Source organism: Actinoplanes sp. NPDC026619 (assembly GCF_040638295.1).
Taxonomy (GTDB): domain Bacteria; phylum Actinomycetota; class Actinomycetes; order Mycobacteriales; family Micromonosporaceae; genus Actinoplanes.
Genome location: NZ_JBEZYA010000010.1, coordinates 121,691 through 144,499, shown reverse-complemented (window position 1 = coordinate 144,499; position 22,809 = coordinate 121,691). Strand labels below are relative to the sequence as shown.

General features: G+C 72.0%; 17 protein-coding genes. 10 read left to right on the top strand and 7 right to left on the bottom strand.

Annotated elements, in window-relative coordinates; all coding sequences use genetic code 11:
- Positions 1-23: 23 nt before the first annotated feature.
- Both AB0E90_RS22705 and AB0E90_RS22700 read left to right on the top strand, forming a co-directional pair.
- The gene (locus AB0E90_RS22705; protein ID WP_360408829.1) at positions 24-473 is read left to right on the top strand and encodes a MarR family transcriptional regulator; all 450 of its coding nucleotides are present in this window, start codon (positions 24-26) and stop codon (positions 471-473) included.
- Between the two features lie 71 nt (positions 474-544).
- Positions 545-901: a group 1 truncated hemoglobin gene (locus AB0E90_RS22700; protein WP_360408826.1), complete on the top strand. Its 357-nt coding sequence runs from the start codon at positions 545-547 to the stop codon at positions 899-901.
- Positions 902-911: 10 nt separating this feature from the next.
- On the opposite strand, the gene AB0E90_RS22695 is transcribed toward AB0E90_RS22700, so the two are convergent.
- Complete coding sequence (locus tag AB0E90_RS22695; protein WP_360408823.1) at positions 912-1,847, bottom strand: FAD-dependent oxidoreductase; 936 nt, start codon at positions 1,845-1,847, stop codon at positions 912-914.
- 150 nt (positions 1,848-1,997) lie between these two features.
- On the opposite strand from AB0E90_RS22695, the gene AB0E90_RS22690 reads away from it, so the two are divergent.
- Positions 1,998-2,177: a Flp family type IVb pilin gene (locus AB0E90_RS22690; protein ID WP_360408820.1), complete on the top strand. Its 180-nt coding sequence runs from the start codon at positions 1,998-2,000 to the stop codon at positions 2,175-2,177.
- Between the two features lie 27 nt (positions 2,178-2,204).
- On the opposite strand, the gene AB0E90_RS22685 is transcribed toward AB0E90_RS22690, so the two are convergent.
- From AB0E90_RS22685 to AB0E90_RS22660, 6 genes are read right to left on the bottom strand one after another with little or no spacing between them, the layout of a single operon-like run.
- Complete coding sequence (locus AB0E90_RS22685; protein ID WP_360408817.1) at positions 2,205-3,080, bottom strand: alpha/beta hydrolase; 876 nt, start codon at positions 3,078-3,080, stop codon at positions 2,205-2,207.
- A complete protein-coding gene (locus tag AB0E90_RS22680) occupies positions 3,077-5,035 on the bottom strand; it encodes a hypothetical protein (RefSeq protein WP_360408814.1) in 1,959 nt (652 codons plus the stop codon). The genes AB0E90_RS22685 and AB0E90_RS22680 overlap by 4 nt, the downstream gene beginning before the upstream one ends.
- Positions 5,032-6,156: a VWA domain-containing protein gene (locus AB0E90_RS22675; RefSeq protein WP_360408811.1), complete on the bottom strand. Its 1,125-nt coding sequence runs from the start codon at positions 6,154-6,156 to the stop codon at positions 5,032-5,034. Before AB0E90_RS22675 ends, AB0E90_RS22680 begins: the two co-directional genes overlap by 4 nt.
- On the bottom strand, positions 6,153-8,756 hold the full coding sequence (locus tag AB0E90_RS22670) for a DUF5682 family protein (RefSeq protein WP_360408808.1): 2,604 nt from the start codon (positions 8,754-8,756) through the stop codon (positions 6,153-6,155). The genes AB0E90_RS22675 and AB0E90_RS22670 overlap by 4 nt, the downstream gene beginning before the upstream one ends.
- Positions 8,757-8,759: 3 nt before the next feature.
- Positions 8,760-9,866, bottom strand: a complete 1,107-nt coding sequence (locus AB0E90_RS22665; protein WP_360408805.1) for an AAA family ATPase — start codon at positions 9,864-9,866, stop codon at positions 8,760-8,762.
- A 7-nt stretch (positions 9,867-9,873) separates the two neighbouring features.
- Positions 9,874-13,512, bottom strand: a complete 3,639-nt coding sequence (locus tag AB0E90_RS22660; protein WP_360408802.1) for a DUF4132 domain-containing protein — start codon at positions 13,510-13,512, stop codon at positions 9,874-9,876.
- A gap of 151 nt (positions 13,513-13,663) precedes the next feature.
- Here AB0E90_RS22660 and AB0E90_RS22655 point away from each other — a divergent pair, with 151 nt between their 5' ends.
- The 7 genes from AB0E90_RS22655 to fahA all read left to right on the top strand — a co-directional run bounded on the left by AB0E90_RS22655 (position 13,664) and on the right by fahA (position 22,761).
- Positions 13,664-14,293, top strand: coding sequence for a GntR family transcriptional regulator (locus AB0E90_RS22655; protein WP_360408799.1), 630 nt, complete (start codon positions 13,664-13,666; stop codon positions 14,291-14,293).
- A complete protein-coding gene (locus tag AB0E90_RS22650; RefSeq protein WP_360408796.1) occupies positions 14,290-15,483 on the top strand; it encodes a CoA transferase in 1,194 nt (397 codons plus the stop codon). The genes AB0E90_RS22655 and AB0E90_RS22650 overlap by 4 nt, the downstream gene beginning before the upstream one ends.
- Before the next feature lie 9 nt (positions 15,484-15,492).
- The gene (locus tag AB0E90_RS22645; protein WP_360408793.1) at positions 15,493-17,532 is read left to right on the top strand and encodes a hydantoinase/oxoprolinase family protein; all 2,040 of its coding nucleotides are present in this window, start codon (positions 15,493-15,495) and stop codon (positions 17,530-17,532) included.
- On the top strand, positions 17,532-19,403 hold the full coding sequence (locus AB0E90_RS22640; RefSeq protein ID WP_360408790.1) for a hydantoinase B/oxoprolinase family protein: 1,872 nt from the start codon (positions 17,532-17,534) through the stop codon (positions 19,401-19,403). The genes AB0E90_RS22645 and AB0E90_RS22640 overlap by 1 nt, the downstream gene beginning before the upstream one ends.
- A gap of 171 nt (positions 19,404-19,574) precedes the next feature.
- Positions 19,575-20,777, top strand: a complete 1,203-nt coding sequence (locus AB0E90_RS22635; protein ID WP_360408787.1) for a cupin domain-containing protein — start codon at positions 19,575-19,577, stop codon at positions 20,775-20,777.
- On the top strand, positions 20,774-21,598 hold the full coding sequence (locus AB0E90_RS22630) for a hypothetical protein (protein ID WP_360408784.1): 825 nt from the start codon (positions 20,774-20,776) through the stop codon (positions 21,596-21,598). Before AB0E90_RS22635 ends, AB0E90_RS22630 begins: the two co-directional genes overlap by 4 nt.
- On the top strand, positions 21,595-22,761 hold the full coding sequence (fahA, locus tag AB0E90_RS22625; RefSeq protein WP_360408781.1) for a fumarylacetoacetase: 1,167 nt from the start codon (positions 21,595-21,597) through the stop codon (positions 22,759-22,761). The genes AB0E90_RS22630 and fahA overlap by 4 nt, the downstream gene beginning before the upstream one ends.
- Positions 22,762-22,809: the final 48 nt, after the last annotated feature.

Sequence of the window (22,809 nt, the reverse complement as noted above, 5' to 3'; positions counted from 1 at the left end):
CTAAATCAAGTAGGATCTTGCGCATGCCATCCATCAGCACGGTCGACGGCCTGGCCCAGCTCTCTTTCCTGGTCCAGGGCGCTCTCGAGCGCCGGGCCGCCGAGCACGACGTCTCCCTGATCCAGACCCGCCTGCTGGGCGTGCTGCGAGACCGCCGCCCGACCATGCAGGAACTGGCCAAACTCCTGAGCCTGGACAAGTCGAGCGTCACCGGCCTGATCGACCGGGCCGAGCGGCGGGGTCTGGTCGTCCGCGTCCCGTCGCCGACCGATCGCCGCTCGTCGCTGGTCGAGCTGACCGACCTCGCCCGCGACCTGATAACCCGGGTGTCGGCCGCCTTCGAGGCGGACGTGGCCGCGCTGGTGGCGGTGCTCCCCGCGCCGGACCGAGCCGGCCTGACCGACCTGGTCGCCCGCCTGCTGATCGCCCACGCCGCGGCGCACGGCGTAGACCTATTGGCCAGCACTGAATAGCGCGGATTCGGGCACCGAGACGGGGCCGCGCCGCCGGGGGAAGTTGGCTACCTTGTGGTCGGGAGGCCACAGTGGACGCTTCGCTCTACGGCCGGATCGGCGGCGAGCCCGCGGTGACCGAGGCGGTCAATCGTCTCTACCGGGTGATCCTCGCCGACGACCGCCTGCAGCCCTACTTCGCCGGCGTCGACCTGCCCCGCCTGAAATCGCACATGGTCGCCCTGCTCAGCCAACTGCTCGGCGGCCCCGAGAGCTATTCCGGCCGCGAGTTGCGCGCGGCCCACGCCGGGCTGGACATCACGCCGGGGCACTACGACCTGGTCGGCGCGTACCTGATCGGCGTTCTGGCCGGCCTGGGCGCGCCCGACGACCTGCTCAACGCGGTGCGCACCGTCCTCGCCGATACGTCCGACGACATCGCCGCCTGACGACCGGCGGTCACCGGCGGCCGAGGGCCAGTTCGGTTATCTCGTCGGCGCAACCCCAGGACAACGTCATGCCGGCGCCGCCATGGCCGTACGCATGAATCAGCCGGCTGTCGGTCGCGTCGATCTCCACCCTCGGGCCGCCGTGGCGGGCCGGCCGCAGGCCGATCCGTTCGGCGAGGAAGCGAGCTCCGGTCAGCTCGGGCGCCAGGCCCGTGCAGCGCTCGATGATCGCGGCGGCCTCGGCCGGGTCGGGGTCGAAATCGCCGCGGCCGACGTCGAACGTGCCGCCCAGCACCACGTCGCGGGAGCGCGGGTGCACGTAGGTGTTGCCGGCGGGATTCTGCTGGTCCCGGATCGCCTCGGTGATGCCGGGGTTCTCGACCAGCACGATGTGGCCGCGCACCGGATGCACGGCGGGGTCGTTCACCAGGGCGCGAGCGGCCAGCCCGGTCGCGTTGACGACGACATCCGCCTCCGCCTCGGCGAGGGCGGTCACCCGGCGCCGCTCGATCCGGCCGCCGGCCTCCTCGACCCGGGCGGCCAGCCAGCCCAGATAGATGTCCATCTCGGCGAGCGGGGCAAGAAAATGCAGTTCCTGGGTGTACGGGGTGATGCCGTCCCGAAGTTCCACACCGTCGGCCGCCGCCGTCCACCAGGGCAACGCCGGGATCGGGGTGCGGAACAGGTTGCGCGTGGGCCGGAGCAGCAGACCGGGGACGCCGTCGTCGAGTTGCCGGCGGAATGCCCGGTAGGTTGCCGCCGCCCACCTCGCCACCTGCGGATTCTCGCCGGTGCGAGTCGGGTACCAAGCGGCGGCCGCCACCGCCGACACGGTGTCCAGCGGATCGTCGGCGGACCAGACGGTCACGGCCGCGCCACGCTCCAGGAGCCGGATGGCCGCGGTCAGGCCGATCACGCCGCCGCCGACCACAATCACGTCCGTCATGAATCCAGCCTGCCCGATCGCCGGCCGTTCCAACCGAGCCGGCCGACGGCTACCGACCCGCACCCGAGTCGCGCGGCACATTCCTAAAGCCGGTAGGAGCTCGCACGATTTACTCCGGGAGTCAGGGGACACCAGCCGGGGGAGCTCGCTATGCAACGCCTCAACATGATCGCCGCCTATCTCCGCACCGCTCTGGAGAATGACGAGGGCGCAACCGCCGTCGAGTACGGCCTGCTCGTCACGTTCATCGCGATCGTGATCATCGTCGGCGTCAGCGCGTTCGGCACCCACCTCAGCGACGTCTTCACCAACCTCACCAGCAAGTTCTGACCCGAGCGCGCGGCCTGGCCGCCGAGGTCAGCCGGTCGTCAGAAACTGCCTGATGCCGGTCAGCCAGCGGTCGGGATTGTCGAAATGCGCCATGTGGGCGGCCGCCGGCACCTCGACAAGAGTGCTGGCCGGCAGCGCGGCGTGCAGGCGGCGGGCCACCCCGATCGGGAAGCCCATCTCGTTCACGCCGTGCAGGATCAACACCGGCCGGCCCCAGTCACGCAACACCGCGTCGGCCTCGTCCGGTCCGCCGGGCAGTAACGTCCCGTCGGCGTACGGCCGGTTGTAGTCGCTGGTGAAATGGACTCGTTCGAGCACCGTGTGCCAGGCTTCGAGACGATCAAGCCGCCACACCTGCAAGGGCGCGCTCGCGTAGGCCATCGCCCGGCTCAGGGCGCCGTCCGGCGCGGTCGGTCCGCTCAGGATCGGGTCGTCGAAGCGGACGTCGGCGCACAGCTCACTGCGCCGCTGGTAGTCGGCCGAAGCCCGCAGCTCGTCGCCGAAGTCGGTATATGCCGTGGTCGAGGCGAGGACCAGACGGCGCACGACCTCGGGATGCTGCTGCAGCAGGCGCATGGCGATCCGCCCGCCGAAGGAGAAGCCCAGCACGTCGGCCGGCCCGGAATCCAGCGAGCGGATGACGGCGGCGACGTCGTCGGCGAGCAGATGGGGCTGCAGCTCGCTCTCCGGCAGGTCCCCGATCGGCGGCGTGCGCTGGCTGCGGCCGCAGCCACGCAGGTCGAACACGACGACGTGGGCCACATCGGTGAGCTCGGCGACGGCCGGCAACAGATAGCTGTGGTCCCAGGTCGGACCGCCGTGGATCACCACCAGCGCGGGCAGCGCCGGATCGCCGAAGCGCCGGACGAACAGGTCGACGCCGTTGAGGCGAACCAAGCTCATGGGCGCAACTCCGCGGCCAGGCATACCCGCAGGTAGGCCTCCACCCAGGCATCCACGGCGTCGGCGCCCGGGTCCGGGCCGAGCCGGCCGGCGAGCGCTCGCGTCGCCTCGGCGGCCCGGCGCAGGCCGGTGCGCGCCAGCCGGTCGGCCGCACCGCCGAGCCGGCCGCCCATCGTCGGCGGTGTGTGCAGCAGCCCGCGATGCGTCACCTCGGCCAGCAGGGTCAGCGCCTCGTCCAGCGCATGCCCGAGCGGATCGGCCGTCGCGTCGGGCAGCGGCCGCGGATCCGCGCCGTGCGTCGCCGGCGCCAGATCCGGCACCAGCACGCCGTCGCCGGTCGCGAAGCCGATCGGATCGATGACCACGCCACCGCCGCCCCGGCGAACACTCCCGGCGACGAACCGGACCTCGCCGCTCAACGCCTCGGCCACCCCGTCGAGCCGCCCGGGCGCGCAGGCCGCATGCGTCGCGGTGATCGTCGCGGTCGTGCCGTTCCCGTCCGCGATCACCGCGTCCAGCCGCTGCGCCCCCGGTGCATAGCTGATCGACCGCACCTCGGCCACCGGCACCACCCGCACGAGTTCGGCCTCCACCCGCGCCCGGATCGGCCGCGGCGGCAGGGCGCCGAGCTCGGCGGCGAGAGCGGCGAGGTCGTCGGCGACGAGCGCACGCGGCAGCTCGTCCCACGATCCCCGGGTCGCCATCGCCTCGGTCCGGCTCAGCCGCCGGGCGCCGAGCCGCACGGTGCGACTCGCGCTGCGCGCGGCGGACTCGGTGACCACCACCCCCGACGCCAGCGCGCGGATGCTCACGCCGGCGACGCGGCGTTCGCCCAGACGTGGTCCGGCTTCGTCGCTTGCGTACGCTCGCCGCAGCACCAGAACGGTCCCACTGTCCGCATGCGCGAGGAACACGTCGACCACCCGTTCCTCCCCGGCCACCGACACGCGGGCCCCGAGCCCGTCGAGCCGGGCCCGCCGGAGCGGAGTCTCCGACGCCTCATCGGTCCCCAGCACCCGCGAGACCAGACTGGCCCCGCCGGCGCCGGCCGCGCGATGCCGTGCGAACAGCTCGGCCACGTGGTCGGCGAGGGCTTCCGGGCGGTAGCGGGCGCTCCGTTCCCGGTAGGCGTCGAGCTGCCCGACCAGGTCCTCCACGGCCAGCAGCGGCCACCGGAGCCGGCCCGCCTCGAGCTCCCGCCGCACCGAGGTGACCTCGGCGCCGATCCCCGCGCCGAGATGGACGGCCCCTTCCCGGAGCACGAGCCCGGCGAGCGCCACGGCCCGATCGAGCCCCGCCCCACCACCGGCGGCCGCCCCGCCACCGACCTGAACCTGAACGTCGCCCTCGCCCGGCGTCTGCTCGTCGGCGGCCCGGAAGGCCCACACCGCCAGCGCGATGACGTCGTCCCGGACTCCGGCGACCGCGTCGGTCCGGGCGAACCCGAGATCCCCGGGCACCAGGAACCGCACGGTGGCGGTGGGCAGCTCCACGGTCGGAACCGGATCCCCGGGCCGGCCCCGATGCACCCGCGCCACATAACCGGCCCGCTCCACCCGGCGGGCCGCGCCGACCGCCCGTTCCCCGATCCGGGCAACCAGCTGCGCCTCGGTGAACTCGCCCGGCGACCAGGCGTGATCCGCCGGCGCGGGGCTCGGGGGCCCGACCACATCGCCTGGCGCTGCGGACTGGTGTTGCTGCTGGTAGGTGAGAACCAGGGCGAGGAGGTGCCGGCACAGGCCGGGGGCCTCGCAGGCGCACTTGCCGGCGGCCAGGCCGCCGCGGGGCAGGACCGTGGTGATGCCGTCGGGCGCGGTGGCGTGGACGGTGCCGTCCGGGTCCTCCGAGATGGCCGGCGGCTCGCGGTCCGCCTCGCGGGCGGCTCGTTTCACCAGGCCGCGGTTGGTCAGCTCGGCCAGGGTGTCGGTGGTCAGGGCCAGGAGGTCCGGTCTCATCGGCTCACCTGCTCGGCGACGAACTCGGCCAGCCGGCCGGGGGTCATCGCGCCGACCGCGGCGCCCAGGTCGGCCAGGCGCTGCCCCAGCTCGCGGTCGAAGACCGGGTTGGCCTGCTCGTCCAGGGCGGCCAGGCACAGGACCTTGGTGCCCTGCTCGATCAGGTCGCGGACGGATCGGATCAGCGCCGCCTCCGAGCCACCCTCGAAGAAGTCGCTGATCACCGCGACGATCGCGCGGCGCGGCTGTTCGATCAGGCCGGCGCCGTAGCGGACCGCGCGGCCGATGTCGGTGCCGCCGCCGAGCTGGACCTTCATGAGCAGCTCGACCGGGTCGTCCACGTCCTGGGTCAGGTCGACCACGTCGGTGTCGAAGGCGACCAGGTGGGTGCGCACGCCCGGCAGGCCCCACAGGCAGGCCGCGGTCACGGCCGAGTGGATGACCGAGTCGACCATCGAGCCGGACTGGTCGACGAGCAGGATCAGCTGCCACTGCTCGACGTGCTTGCGGCTGCGGGAGAAGAAGTGCGGCGTCTCGATGTAGAGCCGGCGCTCGTCAGGGCGGTAGTGGCCGAGGTTGGCGCGGAGGGTCCGCCGCACATCGAAGTCGCGGGCCTGCTTCCACCGGCTCGGCTTGCGCGCCCGGGCACCGGTGAACGCGGCCCGCACCTCGGTCGCCATCCGCGCCATCAGGTCCCGGACCACGGCTTCCACGATCCGCCTGGCCAGGCGCAGCACCTCGGGATTCATCAGGTGCTTCGTCTGTAGCACGGCGCGCAGCAGCGCCGGATTGGGCTCGACGGTCCGCAGCACCTCCGGGTCGGTGACGATGTCGGTGATCTCGTACCGCTCGATGGCGTCGCGCTGCAACCGCTCGACCGTCTCCTTCGGGAAGAGCCGGTTGATGTCATCGAGCCAATCGACGGCGGTCAGCGCGGACGGCCCGCCGCCACCGAGCCGGGTGGCCCGGCGCCGCACGTCCCGCCGGTCATGGTCGTCGTCCCGGCCGTACAGCCAGTCGAGAGCCGCGTCCCGCCGGGCCGCTTCCGGGCCGAGCTCACCCGCGGCCGCGGCCGGCTCGCCGAGGACGAGCCGCCAGCGCTCCAGATCCGGATCGGTCACGACACCAGCCCTTCCCGCCGCAACACGGCGTCCACCAGGTCGTCCAGCGCCATCCCGGCCGCCACCACCTGCGGATGGAGCCCGCCGCGCAGCAGCCGCCGCCCACTTCCGCCGAGCCCGCGCCGCTCCAGCACCCGCGCCGCGATCGTCTCCCGCTCCCGGGGCGGGAAATACTCGAACGCCTGCCGCAACGCCGGCAGCGCCACCAGAAAGTCGTCGCCGGACAGCCCCGACATCAGCTCGTCGAGCAGCCCGACCACATCGGCGTGCTGCAGCACCTCTTCGCGCGCCAGCGCGAACAGCCCGGCCAGCCAGTCCCCGGCCGACCGCGGCACGAACGCCCCACGAACGGCCCGCACCGGATCGAGCGCGCGAGCCGGCGCCGGGTCGTCGACGGGGGCCGTTGGTGGCGGTTCGGAAAGGGCCCAGCGGAAGCCGAAAGCGGCGCCGCGCAGGTCGGGTGGGACGTCGCTGTCCGCGGCGAGGCGGGCGGCTACCTCCAGGGCGGCCTCGCGGTCGAGGGCCAGCGGGCGTTCGGCGTGGTGGAGGGCGTCGCGGCAGGCGGCCAGGGCGGCGATGCGGCCGGGGTCGGCGGGGGCATCGCCACCGCGGATCCCCTCGGCCAGCCACAGGATCCGGCGGACCGACGCGGCGATGACCGTGCCGAGCGTGTCGCTGTGCGCGGTGCCGAACAGGTGGCCGTGCCGCCACATGGTCAGCACGACGGCCAGGGTGCGGCCGAGCGGGCCGAGGTCGGGGGCGGAACCCACCGCGGCCTCGATGTCGGCGAGGGTGCGCGCCGAGATGTCGGTGATCCCGGCCAGCGCCGCGTCGAACAGGACGGTGGCCAGGGCGTCCACGTCGCGGCCGGCTCGGGCGGCGCGGTCGGCGAGCACGGCGGCAGCCGCGTCGGCGAGCGTCACGCCGAAGGCGCCGGCCTCGATCACCGCGCTCAGCCGGTCGGCGGACGGGCGCAGGGTCCAGCGCTCGCGCAGCACCGGTTCGAGGCCGGTCGCCGGCCCCGAGTCTCGCCGGAAGCCGGGCACCTCTAGCACCCGCACCCGGTGCAGCACCCGGCTGCGCTGCCGCTCGGTGTCCTTCGTCAGGTCGAGATCGAGGTCGGCGGCGCCGTCCAATCCGGAGCGGGTCAGTTCGGCGTCGAGATCATGGACGAGCGGCGGCGCGGGCGTCGCCGGGTGCAAGCGCCCGACGCGCGTCCCGCTCAGCGCGGCGACCATCTCGACCACGACCGGATGGCTTCCGGCCCCGAGCGTCCCGCGCGACGACCACGGCAGCGGTACGTCGAGAGCCTCGTTCACCAACGCCGAAGCCAGCCCGTCGAGCACGTCGGTGCGCCCCGGCCGACGATGCCCGCGCACTGCGGCGAGCCCTTCGGCGGTGGCGTGCGCGGCGATCAGGTCGGCCGTCGACACCGGCTGCTTCCGCTCCCGCAGCCGGGTGGCCACCGCCTCGACCAGGTGCCGCGCGGCACCCTCCAGACCGGATTCCCACAGCTCCTGGTAGTAACCCGGCGACGGCATCCCCGACTGGTAGCCGTCAAAGGCATCGAGCCGCCGGAAGGAATACGGCACGAGGAAGCTCCCACCGATCGCCCCGTCCGGCATGGCCGGGACCGCCGGCCACGCGACGTCAAACCCGCTGGCCCGCGAGGGCGCAGCCCGATCCGAGGCCGTGGCGTCGCCCGAGAGCGTGGCGTCGCCCGAGGCCGTGGCGTCGCCCGAGAGCGTGGCGTCGCCCGAAAGGGCGGCGCCGGCCGAAAGGGCGGCCTGGTCCGAGAACGCGGCCTGGTCCGAGAACGTGGCCTGGTCCGAGAACGTGGCCTGGTCCGAGAACGTGGCCTGGTCCGAGAACGTGGCCTGGTCCGAGAACGTGGCCTGGTCCGGGGGCGGGGCCTGGACCGCGAGCGTGGCTCTGGTGGAGGGTGGGTGGGGGTTGGCGGTGGCTTTCTGGGCGGCTACGAGGGCGGGGCGGTGGAAGCCGCCGGTTACGACCACTACCGGGCGGTCGCCGGCCGCGGTGGCTGCGGCGTCGACCCAGGACGACATGTAGGACTCGCGGGCGCGGTCGGCGGCGCCCGGGTCGGCGTCGCCGCGGATCAGGTCGAAGTATGTGTCCAGGCGGGTGGCCAGGTCGTCGGTGGGGGCGGTTTCGAAGAGGTGGTCCCACAGGACGTCGGTGTTGTCGACCTCGAAGCTGCGGCACAGGCGGGTCATCACGTCGGCGTAGCGCAACTCGGCGTCGGCGTAGCGGTTGGCCAGGCCGGCGAAGGCGGGGTGCCAGGCCGGGAGGTCGATGAAGCGGGTCTCGGCGCCGACCCGGCGGGCGTGGGTGAGGGCCGTCCACTCGGGGGAGTAGTCGCACAGCGGGGCCCAGGACGCGTGCCGGCGGTCGTCGTCGCGGTAGCTGCTGAAGATCGCCAGCGGAAGGGTGTGGCCCAGGGTCAGCTCGTCGAGGCGCGGGTTGAAGTCGGCCGGGCCCTCGATCAGGACGTAGGCCGGGCGGAGGCGGTCGATGGTGTCCGCCACCAGCCGCGCGCAGGCGGGGCTGTGGTGGCGGACGCCGATGAACGTGACCGGCATCGGTCAGCCCGGCAGCAGGTGGCGGGCCTGGTGCAGGGCCGTCCACTGGTCGCCGTCCCGCCAGGTCACCTGCTGGGCCAGGTAGCGCCGCAGCTTGGCGAGGTCTTCGGGGTTGTCCTTGGCCGCGGTGCCGGCCAGGCAGGTCACCACGTCTTCGGCGTTGCCGGGCTCGCCGCGCAGGAACCAGCCGCGCAGGCCGACCGCGTGCGCCACCGAGACCGCCTCGGCCGTGCTCATCACCGCGGACAGGCGGTCCATCGAGTCGCCGCGGGCGGTCTCGCCGGTGCGCAGCTCGCGGAACGTCGTCACGAGCACCTCGAGGACGTCGCGCCGTGGCTCGGCGGTGACGCCGGAGCGGCGCAGCAGGCGGGCCGCCTCGTCGGTGACCAGGGCCAGTTCGGTGCGGAAGTCGGCGATCGGGAAGACCGTCTCGAAGTTGAACCGGCGTTTCAGGGCCGAGCTCATGTCGTTGACGCCGCGGTCGCGGGTGTTCGCGGTGGCGATGACGTTGAAGCCGTCGCGGGCGAACACCATCGACTCCGCGCCGGTCAGCTCGGGGATCGCGAGCACCCGGTCGGACAGCGGGGAGAGGAGGCAGTCCTGCACTTCGAGGGGGCAGCGGGTGATCTCCTCGAAGCGGACGGTGCGGCCCTCGGCCATGCCGCGCAGCATCGGGGCCGGCACCAGCGACCGCATCGACGGGCCCTCGGCCACCAGCAGGGCGTAGTTCCACGAGTAGCGGATCTGGTCCTCGGTGGTCGCGGCGCCGCCCTGGATGGTCAGCGTGGAGTCGCCGCTCACGGCCGCCGCCAGCAGCTCCGACAGCAGGGATTTGGCGGTGCCGGGCTCGCCGACCAGCATCAGGCCGCGGCTGGTGGCCAGGGTGATCAGCGCGCGGTCGATCAGGGACGGGTCGCCGACGAACTTGCGGCTCACCTCCAGTGCCGGGTCGCCGACCACGAAGCGGCGGGCGGCCTGGACGCTCAGGTGCCAGCCGGGTGGGCGGGCGGCGGTGTCGGCCGCGCGCAGGCGGGCCAGCTCGGCGGCGAAGCGGACCTCGGCGGGCGGGCGCTGCACGGCCTCGGCGGGTTCGGTGACGTCGACAATCATGATGCCCTCACGCGGTGATTTCGGTCAGGTCGCGGATGATCTCGGAAGCTGCCACCGGGTCGAGCCGGCCGAGCGGGATCAGCCCCTGCGTGCTGCGTGACCAGCTGCTGTAGGCGGAGCCGTCGTGCACGTAGATGTGGGTCAGCGTCTGCTCCGGGAATTCGGTGGGCATGCCGACCACGATGCCGGGGTCGAGCTCGACGGCCACCTCCAGGCGCGGCGCCAGTTTCAGCTCCATGGCGGCCTGGATGCCGGCGTCCTGTGGCTGCTCGCGCCGCCAGCCGCGCCGCTCCAGGCCCATCACCTTGGTGGTCGGCAGCGTGCTGCCCTCGAACCGGGCGAAGTGGGTGCCGGCCGCCTCGTCGGCGGTGAGCGCGAACGTCTCCCGGCTCAGCTGGGGGAACGGCTGGAGGATCTCGTAGTCGGCGAACAGCTCCGACCAGGTGGCGAGGTCGGTGAGGTGCAGCGGGTGGGCCACGCCGACGACCGTGTCGTCGGCGATCGTGGTCTCGTCGTCGTCCACGGTGGAGAGCGTGCGGTCCTCGGCGACCCGGATCGCGCCGACGACCTTGCCGGAGTCGTCGTAGACGCCCCAGACCAGGCGGCGGACGATGTGCCAGAGCAGCGGGTGACCGACGAACAGCTCGCGGAACTCGGCGCCGGACCAGCGGCGGCCGGTGACCATGGCCCGTTCGAGGCGGCGGATCTGGTCGCCGGCGACCGTGCGCACGTCCTTCTTCAGCGCGGCGAACTGCTTGTAGGCCGCCTCACCGAGCGCGGTGTCGTCGCGGGCGCCCGGCTTGGGCAGGGCCTTCAGGTGTTTGCCGGCGGCGTCCGTCACGTACGGGCGGAGCTGCTCGTCGAAGCCGACCACGAACTGCCGCGGACCATAGTCGAGGCGCATGCTGCCGTCGGACTCGAGCCCGAAGTCGGGCACCAGGCGGTCGGCCAGCTGCTCGGCGCTCAGGCCCAGGGCGGCGGCGACCTCGTCCATCTTCTGGTTGGCGGCCGCCTTCAGGCCCTTGAACTTGGCCCGCTGGGCGATGCCGTGCAGGTGCATCAGCGCCACGTCGGTGCCGATCGCGGCGAGCACGCCGACCCCGGTCACGGCCTTGGCGTGGCCGCCCTCGCCGGGCCAGGCCAGGATCAGCGGGGTGAGCCGGCGGACCGTCTCGTCGTCGCCGATCAGGCCGAGCGCGTCGAGCACCCAGCCCTCCTTGGCGCCGGCGCCGGCCGACTGCCAGCGCTGGAACACGCCCCACCCGAACTCGGCCAGGCCGGCCGGGTCGCAGGCCTGCTTGACGATCTCGACTCCCGCGTACGGGTCGTCGAGCTTGGACACGGCCAGGACGGTGAGCAGGTTGGCGACCGCGTCGGCGGGCAGGGCGCCGGCGCTGTCGCGCAGCGGAACCGGGGGCAGCAGGCCAGGCACGGCCCACGCCGGGGCCGGTGGGAGCCGGGCCGGGAGGACGGTCAGCGGGTCGGTGGCCAGCAGCGTCTCGATCGCGGCGGCCGGGGCCGGGCCGTAGGAGGCGGCGGCGGCGCGGACGGCCTCGGTGTGGCCGTTCGCGTGCAGCGCGAGCAGGGCACGCTCGGCCTGGCGGCGGGCCGGGCCGGGCTTGTCGAGGGCGGGCGGGACCAGCGCGCGGGCGGCCGGTGCGGCGTGGCGCAGCAGCCAGGTCAGCGCGAGGCGGCGGACGCTCTTGAGCCGGACCAGCCAGTCGGCCATCTGTACGGCGATCACCGGCGCGGTGAACGGCAGGAAGGCCGGCGCGATCTCGTTGGTGCGCTGGGCCAGGTGCAGCATGGCCGGCAGCGCGTCCAGTTCGAAGCGGGCCGCGATCACCCGCATCCAGGTGCCGGAATCGTAGGTCTCGTGGGGCCGCCAATGGGTCAGGGCGGGCCGGGCGATCAGCTCGGGTGCGTCCTTGAAGAAGCGAATCGGCTCGTACCACGACGTGCGGCCCAGGATGATGCGCTTGGCGATCGACGCCCAGTCATCCTTGTTGCCGTCGTGGTACTGCACGGTCAGGGTCTGCGACCAATTTTCCCGCTCGCCCGGCAGCCACTCGACGGTGGCCGGATCTTGGCAGGTCAGATCGGCGATGACGATCGGCTTGGCGGCCTTCGTGCGCTGCTGCCAGGGCGGGGTGATCAGCAACGGCGGCACGGCGGTGGGATCGGCGATGCGGAGGTCGGCGGCGCGGGCGGCGATCGCGTCGACCCGGGCGGCGGCGGCAGTGCTCAGGGCGGGGCGCACCGCGTCGATCAGGTCGGGCCGGGCCAGGACGTGGGCGCGCAGCGCGTCGGCGACGACCGGCCGGTCGCCGGCCTCGGCGAGCAGGCGCAGGGCGCGCACCGGGTAACGCTCGGCCGCCTCGAGCAGGGCGGGCGAGACGTATTTGGCGCCGGCCCGCTCGATGAGGCCGGTCATCACCTCGTCGCCGGGCAGCGCGGTGAGCACCGAGAGCAGGCGGCGCTGGGCGTCGGCGCCGCGGTCGTCGTCGAACCACTGGAACAGGGTGGGCGCGCAGCCGGAGCCGACACCCTCGGCCAGCGTGACCAGCAGGGCGAGCAGGCTGGTCACCGAATAGCTGCTGACCAGCGAGCCGATCACGGCGGCCTGCTCGGCGGTGCGGACCGCGGTGGTCAGCGCGATGCCGAGGTAACCGTCGGTGGTGGCCTCGGCATCGGCGAGGTCCTGCGCGACCCAGTCGGCCTGGCCCGGGGCCAGGATCGAGGCGCCGACCCGGGCATAGAGGTGGCCGGAGCGGTAGCGGGACAGGATGGCCAGCGCGGCCGCGTATTCCTCGTCGTCGGCGGCGGCGAGCGCCTCGCGGACCCGCAGCGTGATGACCAGTTGTTCGTCGAGGTTGTGCCAGCCGGGGCGGACCTCGCGCGGATCCATCGTGCGGACCTGGTAATCCTGATGGTTGCCCCGGCTCGGGCCGTGCGGGCCGACCTTCAGGGTCATCAGCTCGGCGGCGGCCTCGACCGCGAACAGCAGGCCGCGCTCGGCGATCCACCGGTCGGCGAAGGTGGCCAGGCGGGTCTCGTTGCCCCACCGGCCGAGCGCGGACGCGACCACGACGGCGGCGGCGCCGATCGGCGGGGCGCCGGGGTCGCCGGCGAGCCAGGCGAATGCGGCGTGCCGGACGGCCGGGTCGGTGCCGGGTGATTCGAGGATCCGTTTCACCTGGTCGGGGACTCGGTTGATCTCGTCGTCGACGATCTTGCGGGCGTTGGGCCCGGGCGTGAACGTGCCGACGCCGGCGCTGCCCCGGCGTGCGTAACGATGCCTGTACCACGAGGTGGGGACGACGAAAGCGTCTTCGTCGGCGGCGACAGCAGGCACGGGAGCGGGGGTCGCGGCAGCGGGCGCGGGGGTCGCGGAAGCCGGCGTGGACGAGGAGGTGGGAACGGGCGCCGTTGCGGTTGGGGCGCTGACCTCCGCGTAACCCTTCCTGGTTTTCTCGGTGATGAGCTTGAGCTCGTGGGTGGCGGCGAGTCCGTCGTCGGCGAAGGTCTTGATCTTTGTCTGGCCGGACGTGCCGACCCGGCCCCACCGCACCGTCACCTCGAGACCGTCGCGCTCGATCTCCCAGAACTTCGCCGAGCTTCCCTCGACGAACTCGAAACTCCGCATGGCCACCCCTCGTCGGAACTTGGCCGGAACGTTAGCGGGAGGCTATGACAAAAAACTTGATAGGCGGGTTGTATGCAAAACCGGCTCGGATCTTGCGGAATTCGTCAGTACGGGGCAAGGATTGCATGCAATCGGCGCGAGGAGGCCCCGGATGCTGCCGGCGGTGGAACAGGTGGCTCAGTCCCTGCGGGACGAGATCCTCTCGGGGGCGATCGCGTCCGGAACGCGCCTCGGTGAGGCCGAGCTGGCCACTCGCCTGTCGGTCAGCCGCACGCCGATCCGGGAGGCTTTGTCCCGCTTGGCGGCCGAGGGTCTGGTCGAGCTTCAGCCCAATCGCGGCGCCCGGGTCGCGTCGTGGACCAAGGAGCAGCTGCAGGAGATCTTCGAGCTCCGCCTGCGCCTCGAGCCCTATGCGGTACGCCAAGCGGTGCCGAAACTGACCGACGACAAACTGGCCGAACTGGACGAGCTCGCCGAAACCATGCTGCGCGGTGGCGGGCGCGACCTGACCCAGCTGGTCGATCTCAATCGGCGGTTCCACGGGATGTTCATCGAGGCGGCCGGTTCGCAGCCGCTCGCGGGCGCGTTGAAGAACGTCACCCACGCGGCCGTCGTGCATCAGAACTTCGCGGTCTATCCGCCCGACGCGATGGCGCGCAGCCTCAACCACCACGTCGAGATGGTGGCGGCCGCGCGGGCCGGCGACGGCGATTGGGCGGAAGCGGTCATGCGGGCTCACCTTTACAACGCGCGGGCGACCATGATCGGGGGCGACCGGTGAGTCTTCCACTGGACGATCTGCGGGTGATCGAGTTCGGCCAGCTGCTCGCCGGGCCGTTCTGCGGGCAACTGCTCGGCGACTTCGGCGCCGAGGTGATCAAGGTGGAGGACCCGGGCCGGGGCGACCCGATGCGCGAGTGGGGGCGGGAGAAGCCGCACGGCAAGTCGCTGTGGTGGCCGGTGGTCGCCCGCAACAAGAAGTCGGTGACCTGCGACCTGCGGCAGCCCGAGGGGCAGGCGCTGGTGCGCAAGCTGATCGACTCGGCCGACATCGTGGTGGAGAACTTCCGGCCGGGCACGCTCGAGCGCTGGGGGATGGCGCCGGCCACGCTGTGGGAGGCCAACCCGGGGCTGATCGTCACCCGGGTGACCGGATACGGGCAGACCGGGCCCTATGCCAGCCGCGCCGGCTTCGGGTCGATCGGCGAGGCGATGGGCGGGATCCGCTATGTGATGGGGGATCCGGATCGGGCGCCGGTGCGGGCCGGGATCTCGTTGGGGGACTCGCTGGCCGCCACCTATGCCACCATCGGCACCCTCGTGGCGGTGCACCAGCGGGAGCGGACCGGGCGCGGGCAGGTCGTCGACTCGGCGATCTACGAGGCCGTGCTCGCCATGATGGAGTCGCTGCTGCCGGAGTGGGCGGTGGCCGGTTACCAGCGGGAACGCACCGGGGCGGTGCTTCCGAACGTCTCGCCCAGCAATGTCTACCCGACCGGGGACGGCGACCTGATCCTGATCGCGGCGAATCAGGACAGTGTTTTCGGCCGGTTGGCGACCGTGATGGGGCAGCCCGAGCTGGCGCAGGACGCCCGATTTGCGACGCATGGAGCACGTGGCGCGACGATGGAGGAGCTTGATGTCCTGATCGCGGAGTGGACCGCGAAGTACGCAGCGGAAGACCTTTTGTCCAAACTGCACGAAGCCGGCGTACCGGCTGGTCGGATTTTCCGGGCAAAAGACATGTTTGCCGACCCGCACTTCCAAGCGCGGGAGGCCATCGTCACCGTGCCTCACCCCGATTTCGGCGAGATCCCGATGCAGAATGCAACGCCCCGGCTGTCCGAGACGCCGGGCGCGGTGCGGACGGCCGGGCCCGCCCTGGGTGAGCACAACGACGAGATCTACGGCGGCCTTCTCGGCCTCGACGAAACGGAGCGCGCGCGTTTGCGCCAAACCAAGATCATCTAAGGAGCGTTTATGTCCTATCGACTCGGCGTGGATGTGGGCGGCACGTTTACCGACGTGCTGCTGGTCGACGAGGAAACGGGTTCGACGTGGCGGGCCAAGACCGCCTCGACGCCGAGCGATCAATCAGTGGGTGTGCTGCACGGCATCGACAAGGTGTGCGCCGAGGCCGGCATCGACCGGTCCGCCGTCGCGCACGTGCTGCACGGCACCACGGTCGCCACGAACGCGATCCTCGAAGGCAAGGGCGCCACGGTCGGCCTGGTGACGACCGAAGGCTTCCGGCAGGTGCTGCAGATCGCCCGCTCGTTCGTGCCGGGTGGCCTGGCCGGCTGGATCATCTGGCCCAAGCCGGAGCCGCTGGCCGACCTGGAGAACACGGTCGAGGTCCCGGAGCGGATCGGCAGCGACGGGTCGGTGATCAAGCCGCTGGACGAGGAGGCGGCCCGGCTTGCCCTGCGGAAACTGCGCGGGGTCGAGGCCCTGGCCGTCTCCCTGATCAACGCGTTCGCGAACGACGAGCACGAGCGCCGCATCCTGGCTCTTGCGCGGGAGGAGCTGCCCGGTGTCGAGGTGTCCCTCTCCAGCGTCGTGCTGCCCGAGATGCGGGAGTACGAACGGGCGCTGACCACCGTCGCCAACGGCTACGTGCAGCCCCAGGTGGCTCGTTACGTGGCCAACCTGAGCGCGAAGCTGACGGCCGAGGGCGTGCCGGCCGAGCTGTCCATCCTGCGCAGCGACGGCGGTCTCTCCGCCGCCGAGGCGTCGATCGCGGCCCCGGTCACCATGCTGCTCTCCGGTCCGGCGGGCGGCGTCACCGGCGCGGTCTGGGTCGCCGAGCAGTCCGGCCACACCGAGTTGCTGACCTTCGACATGGGCGGCACCTCGACCGACGTCGCGCTGGTGCAGGGCGGGCAGGCGCGCATCGGCCGGGAGACCAAGGTCGGCGACCTCACGGTTCGTGCGTCGGCGGTGGACGTACGCACGGTGGGCGCCGGCGGCGGCTCGATCGCGCACGTTCCCGAGCTGACCCGGGCGTTGCGGGTCGGACCCCAGTCCGCCGGGGCGGAACCCGGCCCGGCCGCGTACGGCAAGGGCGGCGCCGCGGCGACCGTGACCGACGCGAACGTCGTGCTCGGATACCTCCCGTCGGCGCTGGCCGGCGGCGAGATCACACTCGACCGGGCGGCCGCCCGCGCCGCGGTGCAGGCGATCGCCGACGCGATGGGCCTGGCGAGCGCCGAGCAGGCCGCGGCCGGCATCGTCGACATCGTCAACGAGAACATGCTCGGTGGCCTGCGCCTGGTCAGCGTGCAGCAGGGGTTCGACCCGCGGGACTTCGCCCTGGTCGCGTTCGGCGGGGCCGGGCCGCTGCACGCCAACGCGCTCGGCCGGCTGACCGGGGCCTGGCCGGTGATCGTTCCGCCCTCGCCGGGTGTCCTCTGTGCGCTGGGTGATGCGACCACATCCGCTCGCGATGAGTCCGCCCGAACCGTTTTGCGGAAGCTGGGTGATTTGTCCGACGAGGACCTGGCGTCGATCTTCCAGGAGCTGGCCACGGCGGCGTCGAGCCGGCTCGCAGAGCAGGGCGTGTCGGCGGCGCAAATCGCATATTCCGCTGATGTCCGCTTTGTCGGTCAGGGCAATGAACTCCCGGTGGCATTCGAGCTGGCTGAAGGCGTCGCCGGGCTGGGGGCCAAGTTCGATGCCGAACATGAGCGGCTCTTCTCGTTCGCCCTCTCGGTTGATCATGAGCTGGTGAATGCCCGAGCGACGGTCACCGGCCCCCGCCCGCGGGTCACCCCGATAAGTCTGGAAAAAGGCGACCCGGATCCGGGGGAGGCCCGCACCGGCGAGACCCCGATCTACGTCGACGGCCGGTACGTCGACGCGGCCCTCTACGACCGCCTGAAGCTCAAGGCCGGCAACGTGATCAACGGCCCGGCCATCGTCACCGAGATGGACTCGACGACCCTGATCCTTCCCGGCCACGCTGCCACCACCGATGCCGGCGGCAGCCTCCTCATCCGTCCGACGTCGAAGGAGGCCTGATGGCCCGCATCGTGGAAACCGACACTGCGCCTCTGGAGAAGAGGGAGGTCGACCCGGTCACCCTCGACCTGGTGGAGAACGGTCTGCGCAACGCCCGCTACGAGATGGACGAGGTCCTTTTCCGGACGGCTCTGTCGCCCGGCATCCGCGAGCAGCACGACGAGTTCCCGCTCATCGCCGACCCGAGCGGGAAGATGGTCGTCGGGCAGTTCGGGCTGTCGATCCCGGACTTCCTGGCCGGCTTCGACGGCGACATCGGCGAGGGCGACGTGCTGCTCACCTCCGACCCGTACGCCTGTGGCGCCGCGATCAGCCATGCCAACGACTGGCTGGTCGTGCTGCCGATCTTCGTCGGCGGGCGGGTGGTCGGCTGGGCGTCGATGTTCGGGCACATGTCCGACGTGGGCGGCAAGACGCCGTCCTCGATGCCGACGGACGCCAAGACGATCTACGAGGAGGGCGTGGTCATCCCGCCCTTCAAGCTGTACGCCGCCGGGAAGCGCAACGAGGACGCGCTGCGGATCATCCTCAACCAGGTTCGGGTGCCCGACTGGAACCGCGCCGACCTGGGCGGCCTGGTCGCCGCGTGCCGGACGGCGGCGAAGCGGGTCACCGAGATGTGTGCCCGGTTCGGCGTGGACACCTACCTCTCGGCGCTGGACGCCCTGCTCCAGCGCAACTACGACGCGATGAAGACGCTGCTGCACGTGGTCTTCGAGGAGGGCCGCACCCTCTCGTTCACCGACTACATCTGTGACGACGGTGTCGGCTACGGACCGTACGAGCTGAAGTTGTCCCTGACCCGCACCGGTGACCGCGTGCACTTGGACTTCACCGGCTCGTCCCCGCAGGCGATCGGCCCGGTCAACTACTACCTGAACGAGAACCTGGCCCGGATGTTCTTCGGGATCTACATGATCACCGTGGCCGACCCGCAGATCCTGTGGAACGACGGTTTCTATCCGCTGGTGGACGTGACGATCCCGGACGGCTCCTACTGGAAGCCGAAGCATCCGGCCGCCCTGAATGCTCGCAACCACGGCATCGGCCGCGTCTTCGACCTGTTCGGCGGCCTGCTCGGGCAGACCAACCCGGCGCTGCTCAACGCGGCCGGCTTCTCCTCGTCGCCGCACTTCATGTACTCCGGGAACTACTCCGGCGGGGACCGCAAGGGCGAGTGGTTCCAGCTCTATTCGATCGGGTTCGGCGGCATCCCGGGCCGGCCGCTCGGCGACGGCCCCGACGGTCACTCGCTGTGGCCGAGCTTCGTCAACATTCCGTGCGAGTTCCTCGAGTCCTACTACCCGCTGCGTATCGAGAAGTGGGAGACGGTCGCCGACACCGGCGGCGCCGGCCTGCATCGGGGCGGCAACGGCGTGGACGTCGCCTACCGCTTCCTGGAGCCGGGCACGATCGCGATCCACGACGACCGCTGGCTGACCTATCCGTGGGGCGTCAACGGGGGTACGCCGGGGGCGCGCGGCCGCAAGTGGATCGACCGGGCGTCGGGGGAGCGGGAGGTGCTGCCGAGCAAGTGCCACGACGTGCCGGTCCGCCCCGGCGACGTGCTGCACTTCGTCACCTGGGGTGGCAGCGGCTGGGGCGACCCGCTGGAGCGGGACCCGGCGCTGGTCGCGAAGGAGGTCCGGCGCGGGCTGGTTTCATCGGAGGGCGCGCAGCGGTACGGGGTGGTCGTGACCGGATCCGGCGAGGTGGACGACGCGGCGACCGCGGCCCGGCGGGACGAGCTGCGTGCCACCCGGCCCGCCGAGCTGCCGGTCTTCGACATGGGGCCGGGCCTGGAGGAGATCCTGGCCCGCTGCGAGGAGGAGACCGGTCTGCCGGCGCCGACCCGTCCGGTCTGGACCTGACCCCGCCCATTCTTGTGTGCCAGGAAACCGGCTTGTAACGTCCAGATCGGTAAATGAGCGGTTACCTCGTCACCCTGCGTGAGACGCGGGAGGGCCGGGTGCCGCGCGTGGATGCCGTGGCCCGCTCCGCTCACGAGGCGGGGCCGGCCCTGTCCCGATGGAGGTAAACCGATGACGTTTTACCGGCAGGTGGGCGACATTCCGCCCAAGCGGCACACCCAGCACCGGCGGCCCGACGGTGGGCTCTACGCCGAGGAGCTGGTCGGTGAGGAGGGCTTCTCGTCCGACTCGTCGCTGGTCTACCACCGGGGCATCCCGTCGGCGCTGGTCGACGCGCGGCCGTGGCAACTGCCCGACCAGGCCGTCACCGCCAACGCGCCGCTGATCCCGCGCCACCTCAAACTGCACGACCTGTTCGCCGGCGAGGAGTGGAAGGCGATCGACGCGGTCACCGGCCGGCGGCTCGTCCTGGGCAATGCGGATGTGCGGATCTCGTACGCCGTCTCGGGTCTGCCCTCGCCCCTCTACCGCAACGCCGTCGGCGACGAGTGTGTGTTCGTGGAGCGCGGCAGCGCGACCGTCGAGACCACGTTCGGCGCGCTGGAGGTGGGTGCCGGTGACTACGTGATCATCCCGCGGACGACCACGCATCGGTGGATCCCGGCCGGCGACGAGCCGCTGCGCACCTACGCGATCGAGGCCAACTCGCACATCGCGCCGCCGAAGCGCTACCTCTCGCGGTACGGCCAGTTCCTCGAGCACAGCCCCTACTGCGAGCGCGACCTGCGCGGGCCGTCGGTTCCACTGCTCGCCGAGGGCACCGACGCGGAGATCTTCGTGAAGCACCGCGGCGACGGGCCGGGCGGGCTCGCCGGAACGATCCATGTCGTCCCCGAGCACCCGTTCGACGTGGTCGGCTGGGACGGCTGCCTCTACCCGTACGCCTTCAACCTCAAGGACTTCGAGCCGATCACCGGGCGCGTCCACCAGCCGCCGCCGGTGCACCAGGTCTTCGAGGGCGCCAACTTCGTCATCTGCAACTTCCTCCCGCGCAAGGTCGACTACCACCCGCTCGCCATCCCGGTGCCCTATTACCACTCGAACGTCGACTCCGACGAGGTCATGTTCTATGTGGACGGCGATTACGAGGCGCGCAAGGGATCCGGCATCGGCAAGGGCTCGATCTCGCTGCACCCGGGCGGCCACTCGCACGGCCCGCAGCCGGGCGCGGTCGAACGGTCGCTGGGCGCCGAGTTCTTCGACGAGACCGCGGTCATGGTCGACACGTTCCGTCCGCTCGGCCTCGGCGAAGCCGGCACCGCCTCCGACGACGGCCGCTACGCCTGGTCATGGTCGGGCCGGGGGCCGTCATGATCTTCAACGGTCTGTTCGACGACGCCGCGCTCTTCCCGCCCGGCAACGCGCCCATCGAGCGGGCGGTCCCGGCTCATCGGTCGCTGCGCGCCCGCTTCGCCGACCTGGTCGGACCCTTCGTCATCCCGGCGTCGAGACTCACGCAGCTTTTCCGGTACGCCGGGGAAGAGTCACCCATCGACCTGTCGGTGATCGTCACTGCCGAGGACGCCGGGTCCACCCTCCGCGCCCTCGACCGCCCCGGCGTGCGTCTCGCCGCCATCGAGATCCCGGCCGTGCCGACCGCCCCGGACGCCCGTGACGTGGTGAAACTCCTCGACGACGCGCTGCCGCCGGAGATCCCGGCGTTCGTCGAGGTCTCCTGGGACGCGCTGCACGTGCTCGACGTCCTGGCCGGCACCCGCCACCGCGCCAAGCTGCGCACCGGCGGCCTGCGCGCCGAGATGTTCCCGTCGGCGGCGACCCTGGCCGACGCGATGGCGGCTTGCGTCCGCCGGGGCATCGCGTTCAAATGCACGGCCGGCCTGCACCACGCGATCCGGCACACCGACCGGGCCACCGGCTTCGAGCACCACGGCTTCCTCAACGTGCTGCTGGCCGCCGCCGCCCTCGGTGACGGCTCGTCGGTCCTGATCGCCGAGGGTCACCTCGAAGCCGACTACGCCCCGGGCATCGCGGCCGGCGTGCGGGCCCTGACGGCGGACCAGGTCGCCGAGACCCGCCGCATCTTCACCTCGTTCGGCACGTGCAGCGTCACCGAACCGGTGGCTGACCTCGAAGCCCTCGGCCTGCTCCCCACCGATGATCGGATCAGCACATGACCGCCGGCTTCGGTATCGCCAACCTGCCCTACGGGATCTTCTCGACCGACGTCACCGGCCCGCGCACCGGCGTGGCCGTCGGCGACCGGGTGCTGGACCTGGCCGCCGTCACCGGCGACCCGATCCACGCGACCGGCAGCCTGAACGCGTTCATGGCACAGGGGCCGGCCGCGTGGGCGCAGCTCCGGCGGCACCTGACCAGCCTGCTCACCGGTCGTGCTCACCGGGGCGTGGTCGAGCGGCACCTGCTGCCGGCCGACGCGGTGACCATGCACCTGCCGGTCGAGGTCGGCGACTACGTCGACTTCTACAGCTCCCGGCACCACGCCGAGAACCTCGGGAAGATGTTCCGGCCCGGCTCGCCGCCGCTGACTCCGAACTGGACGCACCTGCCGATCGGCTACCACGGGCGGGCCGGGACAGTGCGCCTGTCCGGCACTCCGGTCGTACGGCCGAAAGGTCAGCGCAAGCCCCCGGATGCCGGACCGTCGCTCGGGCCTTCGCTTCGCCTCGATATCGAGGCGGAGGTGGGTTTCGTCGTCGGCGTGCCGACGGCGCTCGGTGAGTCGGTGCCGGTGAGCGCGTTCGAGGAGCACGTGTTCGGGGTGTGCCTGATCAACGACTGGTCGGCGCGGGACCTGCAGGCGTGGGAGTACGTCCCGCTCGGCCCGTTCCTCGGCAAGTCGTTCCTCACCTCGATGTCGCCCTGGATCGTTCCGCTCGCGGCCCTGGAAGCCGCCCGGGTGAAGCCGCCGGCGCGGGACGAGCCGCTGTTGCCCTACCTCGACGACACCCGCCATCCGTGGGGCCTGGACCTGACCCTCGAGGTGCGGCTGAACGGCGAGTTGATCAGCTCGCCGCCGTTCGCGGAGATGTACTGGACGCCCGCGCAGCAGCTCGCCCACCTGACCGTGAACGGGGCCGCGCTGCGCACCGGTGATCTGTTCGCCTCCGGCACCGTCTCCGGGCCGGCCCGGGACCAGCGCGGATCGTTCATCGAGCTGTCCTGGGGCGGCGCCTCACCCCTGGAGCTGAAAGACGGCGGCACGCGCAGTTTCCTCGAGGACGGCGACCAGGTCACGATCACCGCCACCGCTCCCGCCATGGACGGCACCCGGCTCAGTTTCGGCGAGGTCAGCGGACGGATCGAGCCCGCGACATGACAGCCCTCAAAGGCTTTGGACAGGATCTTCAAGGTCGATACTTAACTT